This is a genomic window from Hyalangium minutum, assembly GCF_000737315.1.
Lineage (GTDB): Bacteria > Myxococcota > Myxococcia > Myxococcales > Myxococcaceae > Hyalangium > Hyalangium minutum.
Map to the genome: position 1 here is coordinate 22138 of NZ_JMCB01000010.1, position 19278 is coordinate 41415.

Genomic DNA, 19278 nt, shown 5'->3' on the forward strand with positions numbered 1-19278 from the left:
TCTGTAGAGAGCCCTCAGGCACTCAGCTCAACCCACGTCCTTCAACGTCACCGTGTCCGGAGACACGTCCCCGCGCAGGTCCTTGGGCGGAGAGATCGTCGCCCTCAGCTCCCGGTACACCTGCGCGTACGAGCCCTGAAGAATCGCCGCGCGCAGCTTCGCCATGAGCAGTTGGAAGTGGCGCACGTTGTGGATGGACAGCATCCGCGAGCCCAGGTGGTGCTTGCCCCGCATGAGGTGCTGCAGATACCCGCGCGTGTATCGCTTGCACACGTAGCAATCACACGCCGGATCCAGCGGAGAGTCGTCCAGCTGGTAGACCATGCGTGTAATCCGAACCAGCCCCTGGAACGTGTACGCGTAGCCCTGCTGCGCCATCTTCGTGGGGATGATGCAGTCGAACATGTCCACGCCCCGCATCACCGCCTCCACCAGATCCATCGGGGTCCCCACCCCCATCAGGTAGCGCGGCTTGTCCGTGGGCAGCGAGGCCGTCACTCGCGCCGTCATCGTCTCGCGCTCCTCCTTGGACTCGCCCACCGCCAGCCCGCCAATCGCGAAGCCGTCGAACGGGTGCGGCGTCAGGAACGCGGCGCTCTCGTCCCGCAGGTTCGGGTGCACCCCACCCTGCACGATCGCGAACAGCGCCTGCCCCGTGTCCTTGGAGTTCTTCGCCGCCAGGCTGCGCAGCGCCCAGCGGTGGGTCCGCTCCATCGCCTCGCGCGTGCCCGCCTCGTCCGTGCGCGAGTCGATGCACACGTCCAGCACCATCATGATGTCCGAGTTGATCGCCTGCTGCATGGCGATGCTGGACTCGGGGCTCAGCAGCTGGCGGCTGTTGTCGTAGAAGCTGCGGAAGTGCGCGCCCTTCTCGGTGATGAGCCGGTCCTCGGGCAGCGAGAAGATCTGGAACCCGCCCGAGTCCGTCAGCACCGCCCCATCCCACTGCATGAACGGGTGGATGCCCCCGAACTTGCGGAACACCTCGGCGCCCGGCCGCAACATCAGGTGGTAGGTGTTGGCCAGCAGCACGCGGGCCCCCGTCTCCTTCACCTCCTCCATCCCCAGGTGGCGGAAGCAGGCGTGCGTCGCCACCGGCATGAACATGGGTGTAGGGAACGAGCCCCGGCGGGTATGCAGCACCCCAGCGCGGGCCCCGGTGGCATCAGTGGTCAGAAGCTCAAAGCGGACAGCCATTGCGAGGCCTTATACCCGCGCTGCCCCCGCTTGACCCAGACGATGTGAGCCCCTCGGCCAGCCCCCCTCCCGAGCCCCTGCCGGCCAGGCATCCCCCTGCCTCCATCCCACATGGCCCCCTCCCCACCCTGGAGGCCTCCCTCACGGAGGGCATGAATGGCTGAGCCCCGGCGTTAGAAAGGGCTCTACACCGCGCCCTTCGCGGTGCTACAGCGCGCGCGCCATGTTCACCATCGTCAACGTCTCCAAAGCCTACGGTCCCAAGAAGCTCTTCGAGGAGGTGAACGTCGCCTTCTCCCCGGGCCGCCGCTACGGCCTCACCGGCCCCAACGGGGCGGGCAAGTCCACGTTCATGAAGATCCTCGCGGGGGACGAGGAGGCGGACATGGGCACGCTCTCCCGCCCGAAGCGCCTGGGCATCCTCCGCCAGGACCACTTCCGCTACGAGGACACCCGCGTGCTGGATGTGGTGCTCATGGGGAACAAGCCCCTGTGGGACGCCATGCACGAGAAGAACACGCTGCTGGCCAAGGCGGACATCACCGAGGAGGACGGCAACCGCCTGGGCGATCTCGAGGGCGTCATCGCCGAGGAGGATGGCTACGTCGCCGAGAGTGACGCGGCCACCCTGCTGGTGGGTCTCGGCATCGAGGAGAGCTTCCACGAGGGCCCCATGCGGCAGCTCACCGGCGGCCTCAAGCTGCGCGTGCTGCTCGCGCAGGCCCTCTTCGGAAAGCCCGAGGGACTGCTGCTCGACGAGCCCACCAACAACCTGGACATCGAGTCCATCCGCTGGCTGGAGAATTTCCTCAAGGAGTACGAGGGCGTGCTGATCACCATCAGCCACGACCGGCACTTCCTGAACGAGATCTGCACGCACATCGCGGACATCGATTACGAGACCATCATCCAGTACACGGGCGGCTACGACGAGATGGTGCACCAGAAGGCCCAGCTGCGCAGCCGCGTGGAGTCCGAAGTCAGTGAGAAGAAGAAGAAGATCGCCCAGCTGCAGGACTTCGTGGCCCGCTTTCACGCCGGCACGCGCGCCTCGCAGGTGCAGAGCCGCATCAAGCAGATTGAGAAGCTGCGCACGGATGACCTGAAGCGCTCCAACATCGCGCGTCCGTTCATCCGCTTCGATCAGAAGGTGGTCAGCGGCAAGCAGACCCTGATGATCGAGAACATCCACAAGTCCTTCGACGGCGTGCCCGTCATCAAGCCGTTCAAGTCGCTGGTGGTGAAGGGCGAGAAGATCTGCGTCATCGGCCGCAACGGCGTGGGCAAGTCCACGCTGGTGAAGATGATCGCCGGGCAGCTCGAGCCGGACGGCGGCGGCATTACCTGGGGCCACCAGGCCTCCGTGGGCTACCTGCCGCAGGATCACCACGGCACCATCCGCAAGGACACCACCGCCTTCGAGTGGCTGCGCGACATCAACGTCAAGCTCACCAACGAGGAGATCTCCGGCGTGCTGGGCCGCATGCTCTTCTCCGGCGAGGAGCGCATGAAGCCCACCAACACCCTCTCCGGTGGTGAGACGGTGCGGTTGTTGCTGTGCAAACTGATGCTGACCCAGGACAACGTGCTGGTGCTGGACGAGCCCACCAACCACTTGGATCTCGAGTCCATCACCGCGCTTGCCGAGGGCCTGAAGAAGTTCGAGGGCACGGTCATCGTCGTGACGCACGACCAGGAGCTCATCTCCGAGGTGGCCACGCGCATCTGGTCTCTCAAGGAAGGCCAGGAGATCGTCGACTACAACGGGCCCTTCCACGAGTTCCTGGAGAAGCACTCCGCGGACATCGTGGTGCGCCGCAAGTAGCCCCGGGGGGCAGGCAGCCAGGCGTCGGCGGGGGGTGCTATAGCGAGCTCCTCCCCAACCCAGGAGACGCCGTGACGAAGACTGCTCTCAAGTTGCTGCTGCCTGCCTTGCTGCTCACCACCACCGCTTTCGCCGCCGGCAAGGCGGAGGTGAAGGTCGGTACCTCCATCGAGAAGTACGAGGTGCAAGGCACCTCGGACTCCTTCAAGGTGGCCCCCGACACCAAGCTCTACGCGGGCACCAAGATCACTGGCGTGGAGAACGACAAGATCACCGTCGTCTTCCTGAAGAACGGCGCCGAGGCCTCCAAGGTCGAGCTGAAGGTCCCTCGCTCGCCGTACCGCACCCACGCGTTCAAGACGATCCGCGCGGGCGACTCCGGTAACTGGACTGTGAAGATCCTCGGCCCGGATGGGGCGGAGATCGGCTCCACCGACTTCAAGGTCGAAGTCGGCACCTGATTCAGCGCGCCCGGGACGCCCGGCTCAGTTGGGCCGGGTGCCCTTGCGCAGCAGGAAGAGGCCCAGGCCCACCCCAGCGGCCCACTTCGCTGCGGCGGCCAGCGGCGTCTTCCACAGCGGCATCGGCGCGGGAGGCTGCGGCGGCACCGCCTCCTCGGGCCGGAACTCCGTGGAGCCCGGCAGCTTCGCTCCCCCCTGCTCCACCTCGGTCTTCGTCGCCATCACCCCACCGGTACCCGGCACCCGGTCGCCCGGCGACTTCCCCTCGGGGGAGCGGTGTTCGATGATGGCGTTGATCTCGGCGCCCAGCAGAATGACCTGCGCGGAGATCCACATCCACATCAGCATGACGATGACACCGCCGATGGCGCCGTAGTTCGCGTCATAGCTGCCGAAGTTGGTCACGTAGACCGAGAAGCCCCACGAAGCGATCAACCAGATGATCACGCCGACGATGGAGCCCGGGGTGATGAACTTGAACTTCTGCTTCACGTCCGGCAGCGCGTAGTAGAGCACCGCCCAGAGGAACATCATCAGCAGGCCCGCCACGGGCAGGCGCAGCCACGTCACCAGCGTGGGGAAGGGCCCGCCCAGCTTGTTGGCGATGGCGGGCGTGGCCACCGCCACCGCCGCGGAGATGATGGAGATGAGGGCCGCCGCCAACGTGGACAGGATCGCGAGGCCGCGCACCTTCCAGAAGGGCCGCTTCTCCTCCACGCCATACACGGTGTTGAGCGCGTTCATCAGCGCCACGATGCCGCCCGAGGCCGCCCAGATGGCACCCAGGGCGCCCACCGTCAGCAGCCCCACGTTTTTGCTGGCCGCCAGGGCCTGGAGCCGCTCGCCCAGGATGGTGGCCACTTCCTTCGGTGCCACCTTGGCCAGCTCCTGGATCAGCACCTGCGCCTGAGCGGGATCGATGAGCACGCTCGCCAGCGACACCAGGAACAGCATGAAGGGGAAGATCGCCAGCACTCCGAAGAACGTCAGCGCGCCGGCGACATCGCTCACCTTGTCGCGCGAGTACTCGTTCTTCAGAGCCTTGAAGAACTCTTTCCAGCCCATCCCCTTGCCCGGCAGAACCATTCCGCCTCCTCGACAGTGTCCCGCAGGGAGGATGCTCACTCACCCTGGGGCTGGCGGCACCCCGAAGTGGAGCGCTCGGTCGAGCGCTCCAGGGGCAGGCAGGCAAGAGCGCTCCGGGGGCCTTAGCCCGCGTAGGGGGGCAGCACCTTCGCGTCCTTCAGACGCGGCGCCGCAGCGTCCTTCGCGGACAGATTGGGCTCACCGGACAGCGGCCAGGCAATGGCCAGATCCGGATCATTCCAGGCGATGCCCGCGTCGTACTGGGGCGCGTACAGCGAGGTGCACTTGTACTGGAAGTCCGCGGACTCGGAGAGGACGTAGAAGCCGTGGGCAAAGCCCGGGGGCACCCAGAACTGGCGCTTGTTGTCCGCGGACAACTCCACCCCCGCCCACTTGCCGAACGTGGGCGAGCCCTTGCGGATGTCCACCGCCACGTCGAACACCGCGCCAGCCACCACCTGCACCAGCTTGCCCTGGGGCTGCGGCTCCTGGAAGTGCAGCCCGCGCAGCGTGCCCTTCACCGAGCGCGAGTAGTTGTCCTGCACGAAGGGGCCGGGGATGCCAGCCTCCTTGTAGCGCTCGGAGTGGAACGTCTCCAGGAAGAAGCCGCGCGCGTCACCGTGGACCTTCGGCTCGATGATGAGGACGCCGGGGATCTCCGTGGGGATGACCTTCACGAGACCGCCCCCTTGTGCTCGATGAGATCCAGCAGGTACTGGCCGTACTCGTTCTTGCGCATGGGCGCTGCCAGCTCCGCCAGCTGCGTCGAGTTGATGTAGCCCATGCGGTAGGCGATCTCCTCGGGGCAGGCGACCTTGAGGCCCTGACGGCGCTCGATGATCTCAATGTAGTTGGAGGCCTGCATCAGCGACTCGTGGGTGCCGGTGTCCAGCCACGCGTAGCCGCGGCCCATCAGCTCCACCTGGAGCTGGCCACGCCGCAGGTACTCGGCGTTCACGTCGGTGATCTCCAGCTCGCCGCGCTTGGAGGGCTTGAGGTTCGCCGCGATGTCCAGCACCTGCTGATCGTAGAAGTACAGGCCCGTGACGGCGTAGTTCGACTTGGGCTTGGCCGGCTTCTCCTCGATGCTCACCGCGCGGTTGTTGGCGTCCAGCTCCACCACGCCGTAGCGCTCCGGATCCTTCACGTAGTAGCCGAACACCGTGGCGCCCTGGGTGCGCTTGGCCGTGCGCTGCAGCATGTCGATGAAGCCGTGGCCGTAGAAGATGTTGTCGCCCAGGATGAGGCAGGACTGATCATTGCCCACGAACGGGCGGCCGATGATGAACGCCTGGGCCAGGCCCTCGGGCTTGGGCTGCTCGGCGTACTCGAAGCGCACGCCCCACTGCTCGCCGCTGCCGAGCAGCTCGCGGAAGCGCGGCAGATCCGACGGAGTGGAGATGATCAGAATCTCCCGGATACCCGCCATCATCAGCGTAGTCACCGGGTAGTAGATCATCGGCTTGTCGTAGACAGGCAGCAGCTGCTTGCTGACGACACGAGTGAGCGGATACAGGCGCGTGCCCGAGCCGCCGGCGAGAACAATCCCTTTCATGATGCACCTCGAGAGGGCGTGCTACCGGCCTTCCACGCCGCATGGAACCGAGCCAGAGACTCGGACAAAGACAGAGGTTGGGCCGCGAGCTGGCTGCGCGCCTTGTCCACCTTGAGCCCGCTGTGCAGCGGCCGGGGACTGGCCAGCTTCAGATCCGCCAGCTTCGAGGGGGTGATGCTGCTCGGGTCGAACCCGAACACCTCGCACAGCGCCCGGCCAAAGGTGACGCGGTTGACCACCTCGCCACCGCACGTATTCCAGATGCCGCCCAGCTTGCGCGTGCCCAGCTCCACCACCTGCGCCGCCACGCTGTCAGCGAAGCTGGGCGAGACGAACTGATCCTCGAAGAGCTTGAGGGGCTGCTTCTTCTCCAGCGCGCCCACCAGCCATGCGCCGAAGTTGGGGCGGCCCGCGGCGGGCCAGCCGTACACCACCGCCGTGCGGGCAATGGCGCAGGTGGGAACAAAGGTGCGCGCGGCGTGCTCGCCCATCAGCTTGGTGATGGCGTAGACGCCACGCGGGTTGGGCAGGGCCTCCTCATCATAGGGCCCGTGGTCGCCATCGAAGACGTAGTCCGTGGAGACGTGCACCAGGTGCGCTCCCACGCGCCGAGCGCCCTTGGCCACGGCGGCCGCCGCAGTGACATTGGCGGCATAGGCCAGATCCGGGTTCTTCTCGCACGCGTCCACCTCCGTCATGGAGGCAGGGTGGATGATCACCTCGGGCGAGGCGGACTCGATGGCGGTGAGCACATCCGCCTCGAGCGTGAGATCCACGGGGATGTAGCGGTAGGAGCCGCCCGTGCGCCGCCCTCCCCGGCCAACGGCCACCACCTCATGGCCAGCCTGCTCCAGCTGCGCACAGACGCGGCTGCCGACCAACCCGTTGGACCCCGTGACGAGGAAGCGCATGCGCGTACTCCAGTGAGGCTCAGCCCTTCAGGCGGGCGCGGTATTGGGTCTCGAAGTACTGGCGGTAGGCGCCGCTCGTCACCCGCTCCCACCATGTGGGGTTGTCCACGTACCACTTCACCGTGTCCGCCAAGCCCGCCTCGAAGGTGTGCGCCGGAGACCAGCCCAACTCCGCCTTCGTCTTCGACGGGTCGATGGCGTAGCGGCGATCGTGCCCCGGGCGATCCTTCACGTACTTGATGAGGGACTCGGGCTTGCCCACCAGGCCGAGGATCGCCTTGACGATCTCGATGTTCTTGCGCTCGGCGCCGCCGCCGATGTTGTAGACCTCGCCCGCCTTGCCCTTCTCCAGCGCGGTGACGAGCGCGGAGCAGTGGTCCTCCACGTGGAGCCAGTCGCGCACGTTGGCGCCGTCGCCGTACACCGGCAGCGGCTTGTCATGCAGCGCGTTCACCACCATGAGGGGGATGAGCTTCTCGGGGAACTGGTAGCGCCCGTAGTTGTTGGAGCACCGGGTGACGATGACGTCCATCCCGAACGTGTGGTGGTAGGCCAGCGAGATGAGGTCCGCGCTGGTCTTCGACGCCGAGTACGGGCTGGAGGGCTGCAGCGGGGACTTCTCGGTGAAGGCGCCGGTGGGTCCCAGCGAGCCGTACACCTCGTCCGTGGAGACCATGAGGAAGCGCTTGATGCCGCGCGAGCGGGCCGCCTCGAGCAGCCGCTGAGTGCCGAGCACGTTAGTGGCGACGAACACCTCGGGGCCCAGGATGGAGCGGTCCACGTGGCTCTCGGCAGCCAGGTGCATGATGGCGTCCACCGAGTGCTGGGCGATCAGGTGCTCCACCAGCTCCGGGTTGCCGATGTCACCGCGCACGAACACGTGCTTCGGATCACCCTCGAACTCGGAGAGGTTCTCGAGGTTGCCCGCGTACGTGAGCTTGTCGAGGTTGACGACCTTCCACTCGGGACGGTTCTTGCGGATGTACTTCACGAGGTTGGAGCCAATGAAGCCGCAACCGCCGGTAATCAGGACGTTCATTCGACTTGCTCTTGAAAACAGGAAAGATCGGCGGCCTGAGTATCGGAGCGGCTCTGTCACGTCAAGGTGACCTTGCGCCTGCAACCATCGGAGGATAGAGGCGTTGGCCATCGTGATAGGTCGGAGAAGCAGACGTGCTGGCGCTCCGTCGTCCGCTCGAGCTGTCCACCAGCTCGTGCCGCGGCTGGCGTGGGGTGACGCAGTGGGCAATCAGGCGCGCTACCTGCAGTCGCTGCTGCGCGGTTGGGGCTATGCGTCAGAGATTTACGCCGAGCAGTGGGACTCAGAGTGCCAGGAGCAGGTACGCCCCGCCTCGAACTATCCGAAGGAGGCGGACGCGGACACCGCGCTGCTGATCCACCACAGCTTCGAGTCGCGGCTGGTGCCGCTGATTGCACGCTCACCCGGGCGTAAGGCGCTCGTGTATCACAACGTGACACCTGCTCCGCTCTTCGAGGGTTTCGATCGGAAGGTGGCCGCGGCATGCCTGGCGGCCCGGGAGGAGTTGCTGGCACTGCGGCCTTGGGTGGAGTGCGCATATGCCTACTCGCACTTCAGCGCCGAGGAGCTGACGGCCGCGGGCTTCCCGCACGTGTCGGTGATCCCATTCGCACTGGACTGGGGGGCGTTTCACGCGCCGCCGGATCCCACACTCCAGGCGGAGTTCGATGACGGCTGCGTGAACGTCCTCTTCGTGGGCCGGGCGGTGCCGAGCAAGCGCATCGACGATGTGATGCGCGTGTTCGCGGCGTATCAGCGGCTGTATCAGCCTCGCAGCCGGTTGATCATCGCGGGCTACCTCAACCGGGAGACGCCCTATGGGACGTATCTGCATGGGGTGAAGGAGCTGCTGGGCGCCGAGCGGATTCACCTGCTGGGCCGGGTGAGCGCCGCACAGCTCTCGGCCTGCTACTCGGTGGCCACGGCGTACCTCTCCATGAGCCGGCACGAGGGCTTCGGTGTGCCGCTGCTGGAGGCGATGGAGCGCGGTGTGCCGGTAGTGGCCTACGGCGCGGCAGCGATTCCCGAGACGATGGGCGGCGCGGGTCTGGCCACTCGGACGCGGGATCCGCTGGAGGTGGCTCAGCTCCTCGCGGTGCTGGAGCGCGAGCCCGGACTGAGGAAGAAGATCCTCTCCGGGCAGAGAGACAGGCTCGCATCGCTGGGGCAGGAGCAGGTCGCCGCCCGCATCCGTGAGGGGCTTTCCCCTTGGTTGGAAGGAGCACTGACGGCACAAGAGATGCCTTCCGTGTCCACCGCCTCGGTGGATCTCGTCTGCCCGGGATATGAGAGCCATCCCGACGCTCCCGCCTCACGCCTCGCACGAGCGCTGGCGCGGCAACTGCCCGAGGCCCGTGTGCTGGCGCTCAGCCCGGCCCCAGTTCCACTGTCGGTCAGCCCTCGAGTCGAAGCGCGGGAGGGATTCCAGGTCTGGAGCTTCAGCCCCGATCAGCCACTGCCTGCCTCGCCCAGCGCAGACTTCCCACTCCCGGGCTCCTCGTCCCTGGAGATGGCGGTGCGAACCTCTTCCGCGAGCACAGTACTGCTGGAGGCGGACGCGGCTGTGGCGAAGCTGGGAGAGCAGATCATCCCCTACGAGCCCAACCAGGTGGAGACGGCGGTCCACCCGTTGCTGGAGTCCCTGCGCCGCTCAGGAGTCACCCATGCGCGCTGATCAGCTCTTCTCCGATCCGGCCCTCGCGGCGACGGTGGCGGCAGCCACCGAGAAGCTCCCCTCCCCTTCTCCCGAGGCCAGCGAGCAGCTTCGCGCCACGCTGGAGCGCACCGAACGGGCCCCCACGGAGGCCCAGTGGCCCCCCATTCTGGAGACACCGCGCCAGAAGAAGGACACGCGCTATGCGGAACCGGCCACCTCCCACCGCCCGGTGGTGGGCCCGGCTCTGGTGCTGGCCAAGCGCGCCTTCCGAGGCGTCTTCCAGCCGTTCATCAACGAGGTGATGCGCAAGCAGGTGGAGTTCAACGAGGCCATCCTGGACTCGCTGGCCTTGATCTACGAGCAGCAGCGCGAGAGCGCCCGTACCCAGGCGGCCTGGCGCAAAGAGATCAGCGAAAAACTGGCCAAGCTCGAGCAAGCCCCAGCGCGTCCGGCGGCGAAGCGCTCCCGGAAGTGAGCACGGGACTCAGCCCCTCGCTGGTCTCTCTCAGTAGTTGTGGTCGAAGCGCGGGGAGCCGTGGTCGATGACGGCCCTGCCGCTCTCCCGGCGGTAGCCGTTGGGCGTGTTCGGGAACTTCTCGCTGAAGAAGGCCTCCACTCCGTGCATCGGGGAGTTCTCAGGCATGTAGTGGAAGACCACGCTCTTGCGCGTCAACTCCGGGCGCTTGATGGGGCTGCCGCCGTGCGGAAGCTGGGGGTGCCAGATCAAGACATCGCCCTTGCGCATGAAGTCCGCGCGCGTCAGGGGGATGGCGCGCTGCGAGCACTCCTGGTGGAGGATGCGGATGTACTCGCTGTACAGCTCTCCGGGCTTCTTGCCAGGGTTGTCGCGCGCGATCTTCAGCCGGTCCATGGGGATGCGGTGTCCACCCACGTGGTACGTCAGCGGCCCCGCGTCCGGAGACACATCCTCCAGCGCCGTCCACACACCGAAGAACTGGCCCTCCGGGTTCGTGTGGAAGAAGGGCGAGTCGCGGTGGATGGCCTGCTGGCTGCCCTTCTCGAAAACGAGGGAGCTGCAGACCGCCGCGCGCTTCCCGAAGGCGAAGTCCAGCACCTCCAGCACCCGCGGGTGTAAGCCGATGCTCAGGGCCCGTGGGGAGGACAGGTGCAGGTTGCACAGGCGCTCGTGATAGCCCTGCGCGTCCCGGTAGTCCGCCGCTGCGGCCGAGTGCTGCTGGCAGTACTGGTGGAACTCCTGTGTCAGCTGCTCGCAGGTGTCGGCACTCACCAGTCCTGGGATGCGCGTCACACCGTCGCGGATGAGCTCGCCCACATGCTTGCGCAGGAACTCGCTGCGCGTGCGCTCACGCAGCAGGGTCTCCGCATTCGGGTGGTCCAGCCACAGCCCAGAAGCCCCGGGCTCGAGGCCCACGGCCCCCTTTGCCTTCTGCAGCAGCTCGTTCGCCCTTTCGACAATCTTCAGCATGGTGCTCCTCACAAGGACCCGGCCTGGCCCAGGGTACGGCGACAACGTACCAGCTAACGCTCCGCACGCCAGCAGCCATCCCTCCCCTACGGCTTGCCCGAGGCGCGCTTGCGCGAGGGCTCCGCACCGCCCTGAGCCGTATGTGCCCCTTCGCCGTGCACCAGCTGCGCGTGCACGCGATCCACCTGCTCTTCCCAGGTGGTGCGCAAGATGCGCTCCGCAGCCTCCGTGCGAATCGAAGCGCGCAGGGCCGTGTTCGTGACGGCGGCGCGCAGCTGCTCCAACACGCACGAATAGGTCGGCTCGGCCAGCAGGCAGTTCTTCCCGTGCTCCAGCAGCCAGTGGTTGGCGGGGTTGTCGTTGGTCACCACCGTCACCCCACAGGCCATCAGCTCGAAGGGCAGGTACGAGGGGTGCTTGGTGAACATGAAGCACAGGCCCACGTCGCACTCCCGGTACAGGTCCGCCGTCCGCTCGTAGGGCAGCACGCCCAGGCTGTTGATGACGCCCTGCAAGCCGTACTGCTCCGGATCCCACTTCTCACCCGCGGTGACGATCTCCACCGCGGGCCCCAGCTCTTGCTTGAGCTGGCGCAGCGTGGCGATGCCCAGCTCGAAGGCGTTCCGGTCCGTGGAGGGCCGCCCGTAGAAGAAGACGCGCACGGGCCCGCCCCGGCGCTCGGGACGCCGGTCATGGAAGATGGAACGATCCACGGTGGGCTCGAACCAGCAACCCTGCATGGGGTACTGCTTCGTCACGTAGTCGTAGAGCCCTTGGGTGTTGAAGATGCCGTACAGGCCCATCCGGTAGGTCTGCTCGGCCAGCGCCGAGTAGGTGCCCGCAGTGAAGAACTGCGGCTCGTAGTCCTGGATGAAGTAGGCCTTGAGCATGGCGCGCGGGTGCTCCAGCACCGAGTACGCCGACGTCCAGAACGTGGCGATGGCCACGTCGCACTCGGGCAAGTCCTTCACCTCGTCCATGCTCCGCAGCACCCGGAAGCGCCCCGGCGGCTCTGGGTAGAGCACGGACGCGCGCGCCTGCATCTCGGCCGCGGTGACCTGCGGGTTGGTGTAGATGACCAGGTCGCTCTCCGCGCCGTGCCGCCGCTTCAGCATGTCCGCGAAGCGCAGGATGGTGTGGATGCCACCGTAGGGGTGGTGGAAGGACGGGATGAACCAGCAGATGCGATCGATGCGCCCCTTCTGGCGCAGGGCCGCGAGCCGCTCGGGGGCCTGGCGGCGCGCCTCGTCCGCCTGGGCGGAGGTGTAGTCCAGCCCCTTCAGGTGGTCCGCCACGTGGCGCTGGTGCTGGGCGCGCTCAGCGGAGATGGAGGATTGAGCGCTGGGCAAGTCATACACCAGCGTCCGTACCGCCAGCTCCTCGCCACTCTCCGTGTGGCGCCGCAACGTGGCGTCCGTGCTCAGCAGGGTGAGGTTCGGGTTGTAGAAGGGATCGCCCTTCAGCAAGTAAGGCCGGTAGACCGAGTACGACATCCAGAAGTCGTTCTCGGGGATGGAATCCAGCCGACGGCTGGCGGACTCGTGGTGCACCAGCTTGCAGTGGGGCGTGTAGACGACGCGCAGCCCGGCCTCCACCAGCCGCAGCCCGATATCCACATCGCTGCCGCAGACGACGAAGCGCTCGTCGAAGCCCTTCATCGCCTCGAACACCTCGCGCCGCAGCATGACGCACGCGCTGGTGACGGACAGGTAGTTGCGCACCCAGTCCGCGTGGCCGAACGGCGTCCACGCGGTGGTATCTGGCACGCGCCAGAACGGGTGCCCCGCGAACCCCGTGAGCCCCACCACCACGCCCGCATGCTGGAGCGTGCCATCCGGGAAGAGCAGCTTTGCTCCCACCGCGCCTACCTCGGGGCGCTGCGCCTGGCCGATCAGCTCCTCCAGCCAGCCGGGGTCGATGACCTCCATGTCGTTATTGAGGAAGAGCAGCAGGTCGCCACGCGCCTCCCGGGCCGCGAAGTTATTGATGGCCGGGTAGTTGAACGGGTGATCCCACGTCAGCTTGCGGATGCGCGGATCCGTGAGCGTCTCCAGCAGCGCGAACGTCTCCGGCTTCGTGCTGTTGTTGGAGACCAGCAGCAGCTCGTAGTTCGTGTACCGCGTCTTCTCCAGCAGCGTGGAGGTGAGCGTCCGCAGCAGCTCGGGCTTGTCCTTGAACGGGACGATGATGGAGACGAGCGGAGTGCCCCGCACCGGGTAGCGCACCCGGTAGTGCGTGGGGGCCACCTCCTCCACCGTGCCGGGCTCGTTCAGCCGCTGCAGGTGCTCGGTGAGCGCGCGCACTCCTGCGGCCGAGGCCGCCTGGAGCTTGGCCGGATCCTGCGACAGCGAGATGTCCGAGGCGCGCCAGTGATAGAGGATGCCGGGAACGTGGGCAATGCGCGGCGTGTGCTCGGAGAGCCGCAGCAGGAACTCGAAGTCCTGCGAGCCCTGGAAGCCGTCGCGCAGGCCGCCCGCCTTGGCGAGCAGCGTGCGGCGCACCACGACGAAGTGGCAGATGTAGTTGACCGAGCGCAGCAGGTCGGGCGACCAGTCCGGCTTGAAGAAGGGCCCGAAGCGCCGGCCGTCATTGCCCAGGCGATCCTCGTCCGAGTAGAGCAGGTCCAGTTCGGGCTCGCGGTCCAGCCGCAGCACCATCTCCGCCAGGGCGTTGGGCGCCAGCACATCGTCATGGTCGAAGAAGGCCACGAAGTCGCCGGTGGCCATCTCGATGGCCGCGTTGGTGGCGGCGGAGATGCCAGCATTGGCGGGCAGCGTCTTGAAGCGGATGCGGGCGTCCGTCTGGGCATAGCTGCTCAGCACGCGCTCCACGTGGGGCGAGCGGCTCCCATCGTTTGCCAGACACAGCTCCCAATTCCCGTAGCTCTGGGCACGCACGGAGTCGATGCACTGGCGGAGGATGGGCTCGGGGGTCTCGTAGACGGGGACCACCACGCTGATGAGCGGCTTGCGGCTCAGGGTCTCCAGCGCCGCAGCCGAGCGCTGATACCAGGCGGGCTCGCGCTCGGCGCACCACGCCTCGTAGTTGTCGGCCACCGGCGCCGCCGAGGCCGGCACCCGCGTCTCAAGCAGGTTGGCCAGGCACAGCGAGACCTCATTGTTGAAGCTCGCCTGGCGGCGGAAGACCTCACGCCACAGGGGCAACGAGGCTTTGGCCGCCTTGGGCAGCTGCACCTGGGCGAACGGATCATTCAGCGCGTGCAACTCGGCCACCCGGCGCGCGCGCTCATCGAGCGTCACCGAGCGTGGATTGGCCGCCAGCACCAGCAACTCCACCGCCGCCTCGTTCCACCGCTGCTGGCCCGCCATCAGCTCCCGCAGCCACGGCCCCATGGCCTGGAGCCACGAGCTCTTCACCAGCTTGACGGCCTTGCCCACCCCGCTCCGCCGGTGGGAGGCCACCTGCCACTGCGAGGTGTCCCGCATCGGCTCGAGCCGGCGGCGAACCCAGTCGCCCAGGTCCATCCCCATGGTGGTGGCGCTGCGGGCCTGCAGGTACTCGATCACCGCGAGCAGCTCGTTGTTGAAGGCGTACTGAGGCCGCAGCATCTCCACGTGCAGGGGCTTGAGTCCCTGGACGAAGACGCTCTTGGCGGCGGTGACGGCGCGGCCCACGCCCTTGCGGTGCGAGGGAGGCACCTCGAAGTGGAGGATGTCCGCCAGCTTCCGCGCGGCCTGCAGTGGCGTGTGCGGCCGGGCCGAGTCCTCGGGCAAGCGGCTCTTCATCTCGCGCGTGAGCAGCTGGAGGATCCGCTGCTGCACCATGAGGTCCTGGCACCCGGTGCTGCTGCACGGCTGCTGCGCCTGGAGGGCGCGGCGCTGGGCCGCCACCATCTCCGCCAACTCTCCAGCCGTGAACGTCCGCGAGATCTCCGCGGGGCTGTCCCCGCTGAACTCGGGCAGCGTCGCCAGCGGAGGGACGGGGGAGCGCCCGGAAGCGCGATCAGAAGAGGACGGCGTGTCGAGTGATTTCTTGGACATGGGGCAAAGGGCCTGCATCCCTACACCAGACACATGTCGGGGCGCGAGGGCTGCATGAAGGGACGACCCTCCCGGCAGGCGAGCGAGCACTCGGCCGCCGGGTGGCTACAGCTCACCTGAGGGACAGCTCACACGTCAGGAACGACCGGCCCGGAAGCTGCTCGTGGGAAAGGACACCGGCTGGCGAAGCTCTCCGGGGTGCGGCAGCTCCGCGCGGGAGACCGGGAGGCCCATGAGGGCCGCGTACACCTTATCCACCTGCTCCTCCCACGTCGTACGCGTCACTCGCTCCACGGCGGCGGCGCTGATCCGCGCGCGGAGTGAAGCATCCTGAACCGCGTGACGCAGCTGGGTCAGCACGCACGAGTAGGTGGGCTCAGCCAGCAGGCAGTTCTTCTCGTGCTCCAGCAGCCAGAGGTTTGCGGGGTTGTCGTTGGTCACCACCGTGACGCCGCACGCCATCATCTCGAAGGGCAGGTACGAGGGGTGCTTGGTGAACATGAAGCACAGGCCCACATCGCACTCCCGGTACAAGTCTCCCGTCTTCTCGTACGGGAGGATGCCGTAGTTGTGGATCACCCCCTGCACCCCGAACACCGCCGGATCCCACTTCTCACCGGCGGTGACGATCTCCACCGCGTTGCCCAGCTCCTTCTTGAGCTGACTCAGCGTGGCCAGGCCCAGCTCGAAGGCGTTCCGGTCCGTGGACGGACGCGCGTAGAAGAACAGCCGCACGGGCCCCTTGCGGGCGGGCCGCCGCGCATGGAACACCGAGCGCTCCACGGTGGGCTCGAACCAGCAGCCCTCCATGGGGTAGTTCGCGGTGACGTGGTCGTGCAGGCCCTGGGTGTTGAAGATGCCGTAGAAGCCCATCCGGTACGTCTGCTCCGCCAGCGCGTAATAGCTGCCCGCCGGATAGAAGAGTGGCTCGAAGTCCTGAATGAAGTAGGCGCGCGCCTTCGCCCGCGGGTACTGCAGCATCACGTACGCGCTCGTCCACAGCGTGGCGATTGCCAGGTCCGACGGAGGCAGCCCGGCCAGATCCTCCGAGCGCTGGATGATGTGGAACTGGCCCGGAGGCTCCGGGAAGAGCGGCGCAATGCGCGCCTCCATCTCCCGCGGCGTCACCCGGGGGGTGTCGTAGATGACGATGGTGTTCTCCACGCCATGCCGGCGCTTCAGCAGATCCCCGAAGCGCAGGATGGTGTGCACGCCGCCGTAGGGGTGGCCGAAGCCCGGGACGAACCACGTGACGCGCCGCAGCCCCTCCGAGCGCAACGCGGCGAGCTGCCGGGGCGCCTCGGCCCGCGAGCGCTCCACCACCTCCACGGAGTAGTCCAGGGCGCGCACCTGACCGGAGAGGTGCCGGACGTGGTTGGCTCGCGCCGCAGTGACGTCGTCCACGCGCGAGCTGGGCAACTCGCCCAGGAGCACCTGGATGGCCAGGCTCTGTGCGTCCTCCGTCCCCCGGAAGCTCCCATCCGAGCCCAGCAGCGTGAGGTTCGCGTTGTAGAAGGGATCGCCGCCGTACAGCCACCGCCGGTAGGCCACGTACGAGCGCCAGAAGTCATTCTCCGGGATGGAGTCGGTCTTCCGCGTCGCGGACTCGTGGTGGATGAGGGTGGCATGCGGCGTGTACACCACGCGCAGGCCATGCTCCACGGCGCGCAGGCCGAGCTCCACGTCGCTGCCGCAGACGATGAAGCACTCGTCGAAGCCCTCGAGCTGCTCGAAGATGGTGCGGCGCATCATCACGCACGCGCCGGTGACCGCCAGGTAATTGCGCGTCCAGTCCGCCCGGCCCATGGGCGTGGAAGCCGTGGGGGCCAGCTGGGTGAACGGGTGGCCCGCATAGCCGCCCAGCCCCACCACGACACCCGCGTGCTGCAGCGTGCCGTCCGGGAAGAGCAGCCGCGCCCCCACGAGCCCCACCTCGGGCCGCTGCGCCTGGCCGATCAGCTCCTCCAGCCAGCCCTCCTCGATGACCTCGATGTCGTTGTTGAGGAACAGCAGCAGCTCGCCCGTGGCCTGCTCGACGCCAAAGTTGTTGATGGCCGAGTAGTTGAACGGGTGATCCCACGTCAGCTTGCGAATGCGCGGATCCGTGAGCGTCTCCAGCAGCGCGAATGTCTCCGGCTTCGTGCTGTTGTTGGAGATGAGCAGCAGCTCCACGTTCGGGTAGCGCGTGTACTTCACGAAGCTGGTGACGAGCGTCTCCAGCAGCTCGGGCTTGTCCTTGAACGGAACGATGATCGACACGCGCGGCGTGCCTTGCACGGGGTAGCGGACCCGGAGCGTGCCCGAGGGCGACACCAGGGCCTCGCCCTGCTCTCCCAGGCGCCGCAGATGCTCGGCGAGCACGCGCCTCCCTGGGCCAGCCTGGGGCACGGGCACGTTGGCCAGGGGGCCTGGCGCCGTGGCGCGGCGGTGCAGCAGCACGCGGGGGACGTGGGTGATGCGCTGGGTCTGCTCGGAGAGGCGCAGCGCCAAATCGTAGCCGTGGAAGCCCACCAGACCCGGCTGATGGCCGCCCACCCGCTCCAGCAGCGAACGGCGGACGACGAGCAGCGAACCCCAGTAGTGGCACGAGCGCAGCAGATCCGGCGACCAGTCCGGCTTGAAGAACGGCTCGCGGCGCCTCCGGTTCTCGTCGAGCTGGTCCTCGTCCGCATACAGCACGTCGAAGTCGATCTCGGCCCGCGTGCGCCGGGCCACCTCGGCCAGCGCGTGCGGCGCGAGCTCATCGCCCAGCTCCATGAAGGCGATGATCTCACCCTGGGCCAGGGCGCGCGCCGCCTCGTAGGCCCGGGCCGGATCGTTGCCCACGGACTCGGTGACAATGTGGATCCGCTCGTCCTCGGCGTCCTGCATCTCCACCCACGTGGAGAGCTTGCGCGAGACGGTGCCGGTGCTGGCGATACACAACTCCCACTCGCCGTAGCTCTGCTTCAGCAACGAGCCGAGCGTGGCACGGACCTCGGCTTCCGAGACGTTCGTGCCCACAGCCACCACGCTGATGAGCGGCGGGGACTCCAGCTCCTCGGCCTCGCGCTCGGCCTCGGCCCGCTGCTCGGGCTCCACGCGCGCGCACCACTCCTCATAGGGAGAGAGCTCCACCACGCGCACCTGGGAGTTCGCGCCCAGCAGCAGCCGCAGCTGCTCCGTCACCTGCTCATTGAAGCGGTGTTGGCGCCGCAGCACCTCACGCCACAGCGGCGCGGCGGCACGCACTCCCGCGGACAGGCCGGGCAGGTTGAACGGATCGCTCAACCTCCAGAGCGAGCTGAGCAACTCCTTCGCGCTCGCGGCCTCCGCCGCAGTCGGGGGTGTCCCGTCCCGCCGGGCGAGCCGAGCCAGAGCCTCCACCGCCTTGGCGTTCCACGCGGCCTGGGCCCGGAACAGCTCGCGCAGCACGGGCCCCAGCGCCGACAGATAGGAGCGCTTGGCCAGCGCCACGAGCGCCCCCGTGCCCACGCTCCGGTGGGAGCTGACGCTCCACGCCGTGGGGTTGGCCAGCGGGACGAGCCGGCTCCAGATGCCGTCCGCCTGCTGCCGAGCGCCCGCCTTGCCCTGGAGCGCGAGCAGATCATTGAGCGAGGCGATGAGCGCCTCATTGAAGCGGTGCTGGGGGCGCAGCAGCTCCATGTGGAAGGGCTTGAGCCCCCGGAGCACCGCGCGCTTCGCCGCCGTCACGGCCTTCCCCACGCCTCCGCGGTGCGAGCCTGGCACCAGGAAGTCCATCACGTGGGGCGAGATGTTCACCGGGCCGTGCGCGGCTGGCGTCGCCGGGGGCGCAGGCGGCACGGCAGTCCGATGGCGCAGCTCCTGGAGGAGCATCCGCAGCGTGCGCTCATGCGCGACGAGCTCGGAGGCCCGATCCTCCCCGCTGCCGCGCAGCTCGTCGATGACGAGACGCTCGGCCGCCACCATCTCCGCCAGCTCGCCCACAGTGGGCTGGCCCTGGTACACGTAGCCGCCCTCGTCGCTCAGCGCTCCCTGCCGGGGCAGCGGGCGTCCGGCCGGGGCCTGCTTCTGACGGTTCCGGCGGCCGCCGCCAGAACGGGACGGGGGGTTCTTCTTCTCTTGGTTGGACATGGGA

Annotated in this window: 13 protein-coding genes; 4 read left to right on the forward strand and 9 right to left on the reverse strand. The window is 67.6% G+C overall.

What is annotated here, in order from left to right:
- Positions 1-27 precede the first annotated feature (27 nt).
- On the reverse strand, positions 28-1197 hold the full coding sequence (gene tgt, locus DB31_RS25225) for a tRNA guanosine(34) transglycosylase Tgt (RefSeq protein ID WP_044192150.1): 1170 nt from the start codon (positions 1195-1197) through the stop codon (positions 28-30).
- Between the two features lie 223 nt (positions 1198-1420).
- Here tgt and DB31_RS25230 point away from each other — a divergent pair, with 223 nt between their 5' ends.
- Together DB31_RS25230 and DB31_RS49705 are read left to right on the forward strand one after the other, a co-directional pair.
- Entirely contained in the window at positions 1421-3022 is a 1602-nt protein-coding gene (locus tag DB31_RS25230; RefSeq protein WP_044192151.1) for an ABC-F family ATP-binding cassette domain-containing protein, read from the forward strand.
- A gap of 71 nt (positions 3023-3093) precedes the next feature.
- Positions 3094-3483, forward strand: a complete 390-nt coding sequence (locus tag DB31_RS49705) for a DUF2914 domain-containing protein (RefSeq protein WP_044192152.1) — start codon at positions 3094-3096, stop codon at positions 3481-3483.
- A gap of 24 nt (positions 3484-3507) precedes the next feature.
- On the opposite strand, the gene DB31_RS25240 is transcribed toward DB31_RS49705, so the two are convergent.
- The 5 genes from DB31_RS25240 to rfbB form a co-directional block, all read right to left on the reverse strand.
- Positions 3508-4569: a YihY/virulence factor BrkB family protein gene (locus DB31_RS25240; protein WP_044192153.1), complete on the reverse strand. Its 1062-nt coding sequence runs from the start codon at positions 4567-4569 to the stop codon at positions 3508-3510.
- A gap of 122 nt (positions 4570-4691) precedes the next feature.
- Positions 4692-5246, reverse strand: coding sequence for a dTDP-4-dehydrorhamnose 3,5-epimerase (rfbC, locus tag DB31_RS25245; protein ID WP_044192158.1), 555 nt, complete (start codon positions 5244-5246; stop codon positions 4692-4694).
- Positions 5243-6124, reverse strand: a complete 882-nt coding sequence (gene rfbA / locus DB31_RS25250) for a glucose-1-phosphate thymidylyltransferase RfbA (protein ID WP_044192161.1) — start codon at positions 6122-6124, stop codon at positions 5243-5245. The genes rfbC and rfbA overlap by 4 nt, the downstream gene beginning before the upstream one ends.
- Positions 6121-7035, reverse strand: a complete 915-nt coding sequence (locus tag DB31_RS25255; RefSeq protein ID WP_044192167.1) for an SDR family oxidoreductase — start codon at positions 7033-7035, stop codon at positions 6121-6123. The genes rfbA and DB31_RS25255 overlap by 4 nt, the downstream gene beginning before the upstream one ends.
- Positions 7036-7054: 19 nt before the next feature.
- The gene (rfbB, locus tag DB31_RS25260; RefSeq protein WP_044192170.1) at positions 7055-8074 is read right to left on the reverse strand and encodes a dTDP-glucose 4,6-dehydratase; all 1020 of its coding nucleotides are present in this window, start codon (positions 8072-8074) and stop codon (positions 7055-7057) included.
- Between the two features lie 175 nt (positions 8075-8249).
- Between rfbB and DB31_RS25265 the strand changes: the two genes are divergently transcribed.
- Entirely contained in the window at positions 8250-9749 is a 1500-nt protein-coding gene (locus tag DB31_RS25265; protein WP_240486881.1) for a glycosyltransferase, read from the forward strand.
- Positions 9739-10206, forward strand: coding sequence for a hypothetical protein (locus tag DB31_RS25270; RefSeq protein ID WP_044192173.1), 468 nt, complete (start codon positions 9739-9741; stop codon positions 10204-10206). The genes DB31_RS25265 and DB31_RS25270 overlap by 11 nt, the downstream gene beginning before the upstream one ends.
- A 30-nt stretch (positions 10207-10236) precedes the next feature.
- Here the strand turns inward: DB31_RS25270 and DB31_RS25275 are convergent, their stop codons facing one another.
- From DB31_RS25275 to DB31_RS25285, 3 genes are all read right to left on the reverse strand, one after another.
- Positions 10237-11178 carry a phytanoyl-CoA dioxygenase family protein gene (locus DB31_RS25275; protein WP_052420225.1) on the reverse strand — a complete coding sequence of 314 codons (942 nt, stop codon included), beginning with the start codon at positions 11176-11178 and terminating at the stop codon, positions 10237-10239.
- An 86-nt stretch (positions 11179-11264) separates the two neighbouring features.
- Complete coding sequence (locus DB31_RS25280; RefSeq protein ID WP_240486882.1) at positions 11265-15179, reverse strand: rhamnosyltransferase WsaF family glycosyltransferase; 3915 nt, start codon at positions 15177-15179, stop codon at positions 11265-11267.
- Between the two features lie 135 nt (positions 15180-15314).
- The gene (locus DB31_RS25285; protein ID WP_063769262.1) at positions 15315-19274 is read right to left on the reverse strand and encodes a rhamnosyltransferase WsaF family glycosyltransferase; all 3960 of its coding nucleotides are present in this window, start codon (positions 19272-19274) and stop codon (positions 15315-15317) included.
- Positions 19275-19278 lie beyond the last annotated feature (4 nt).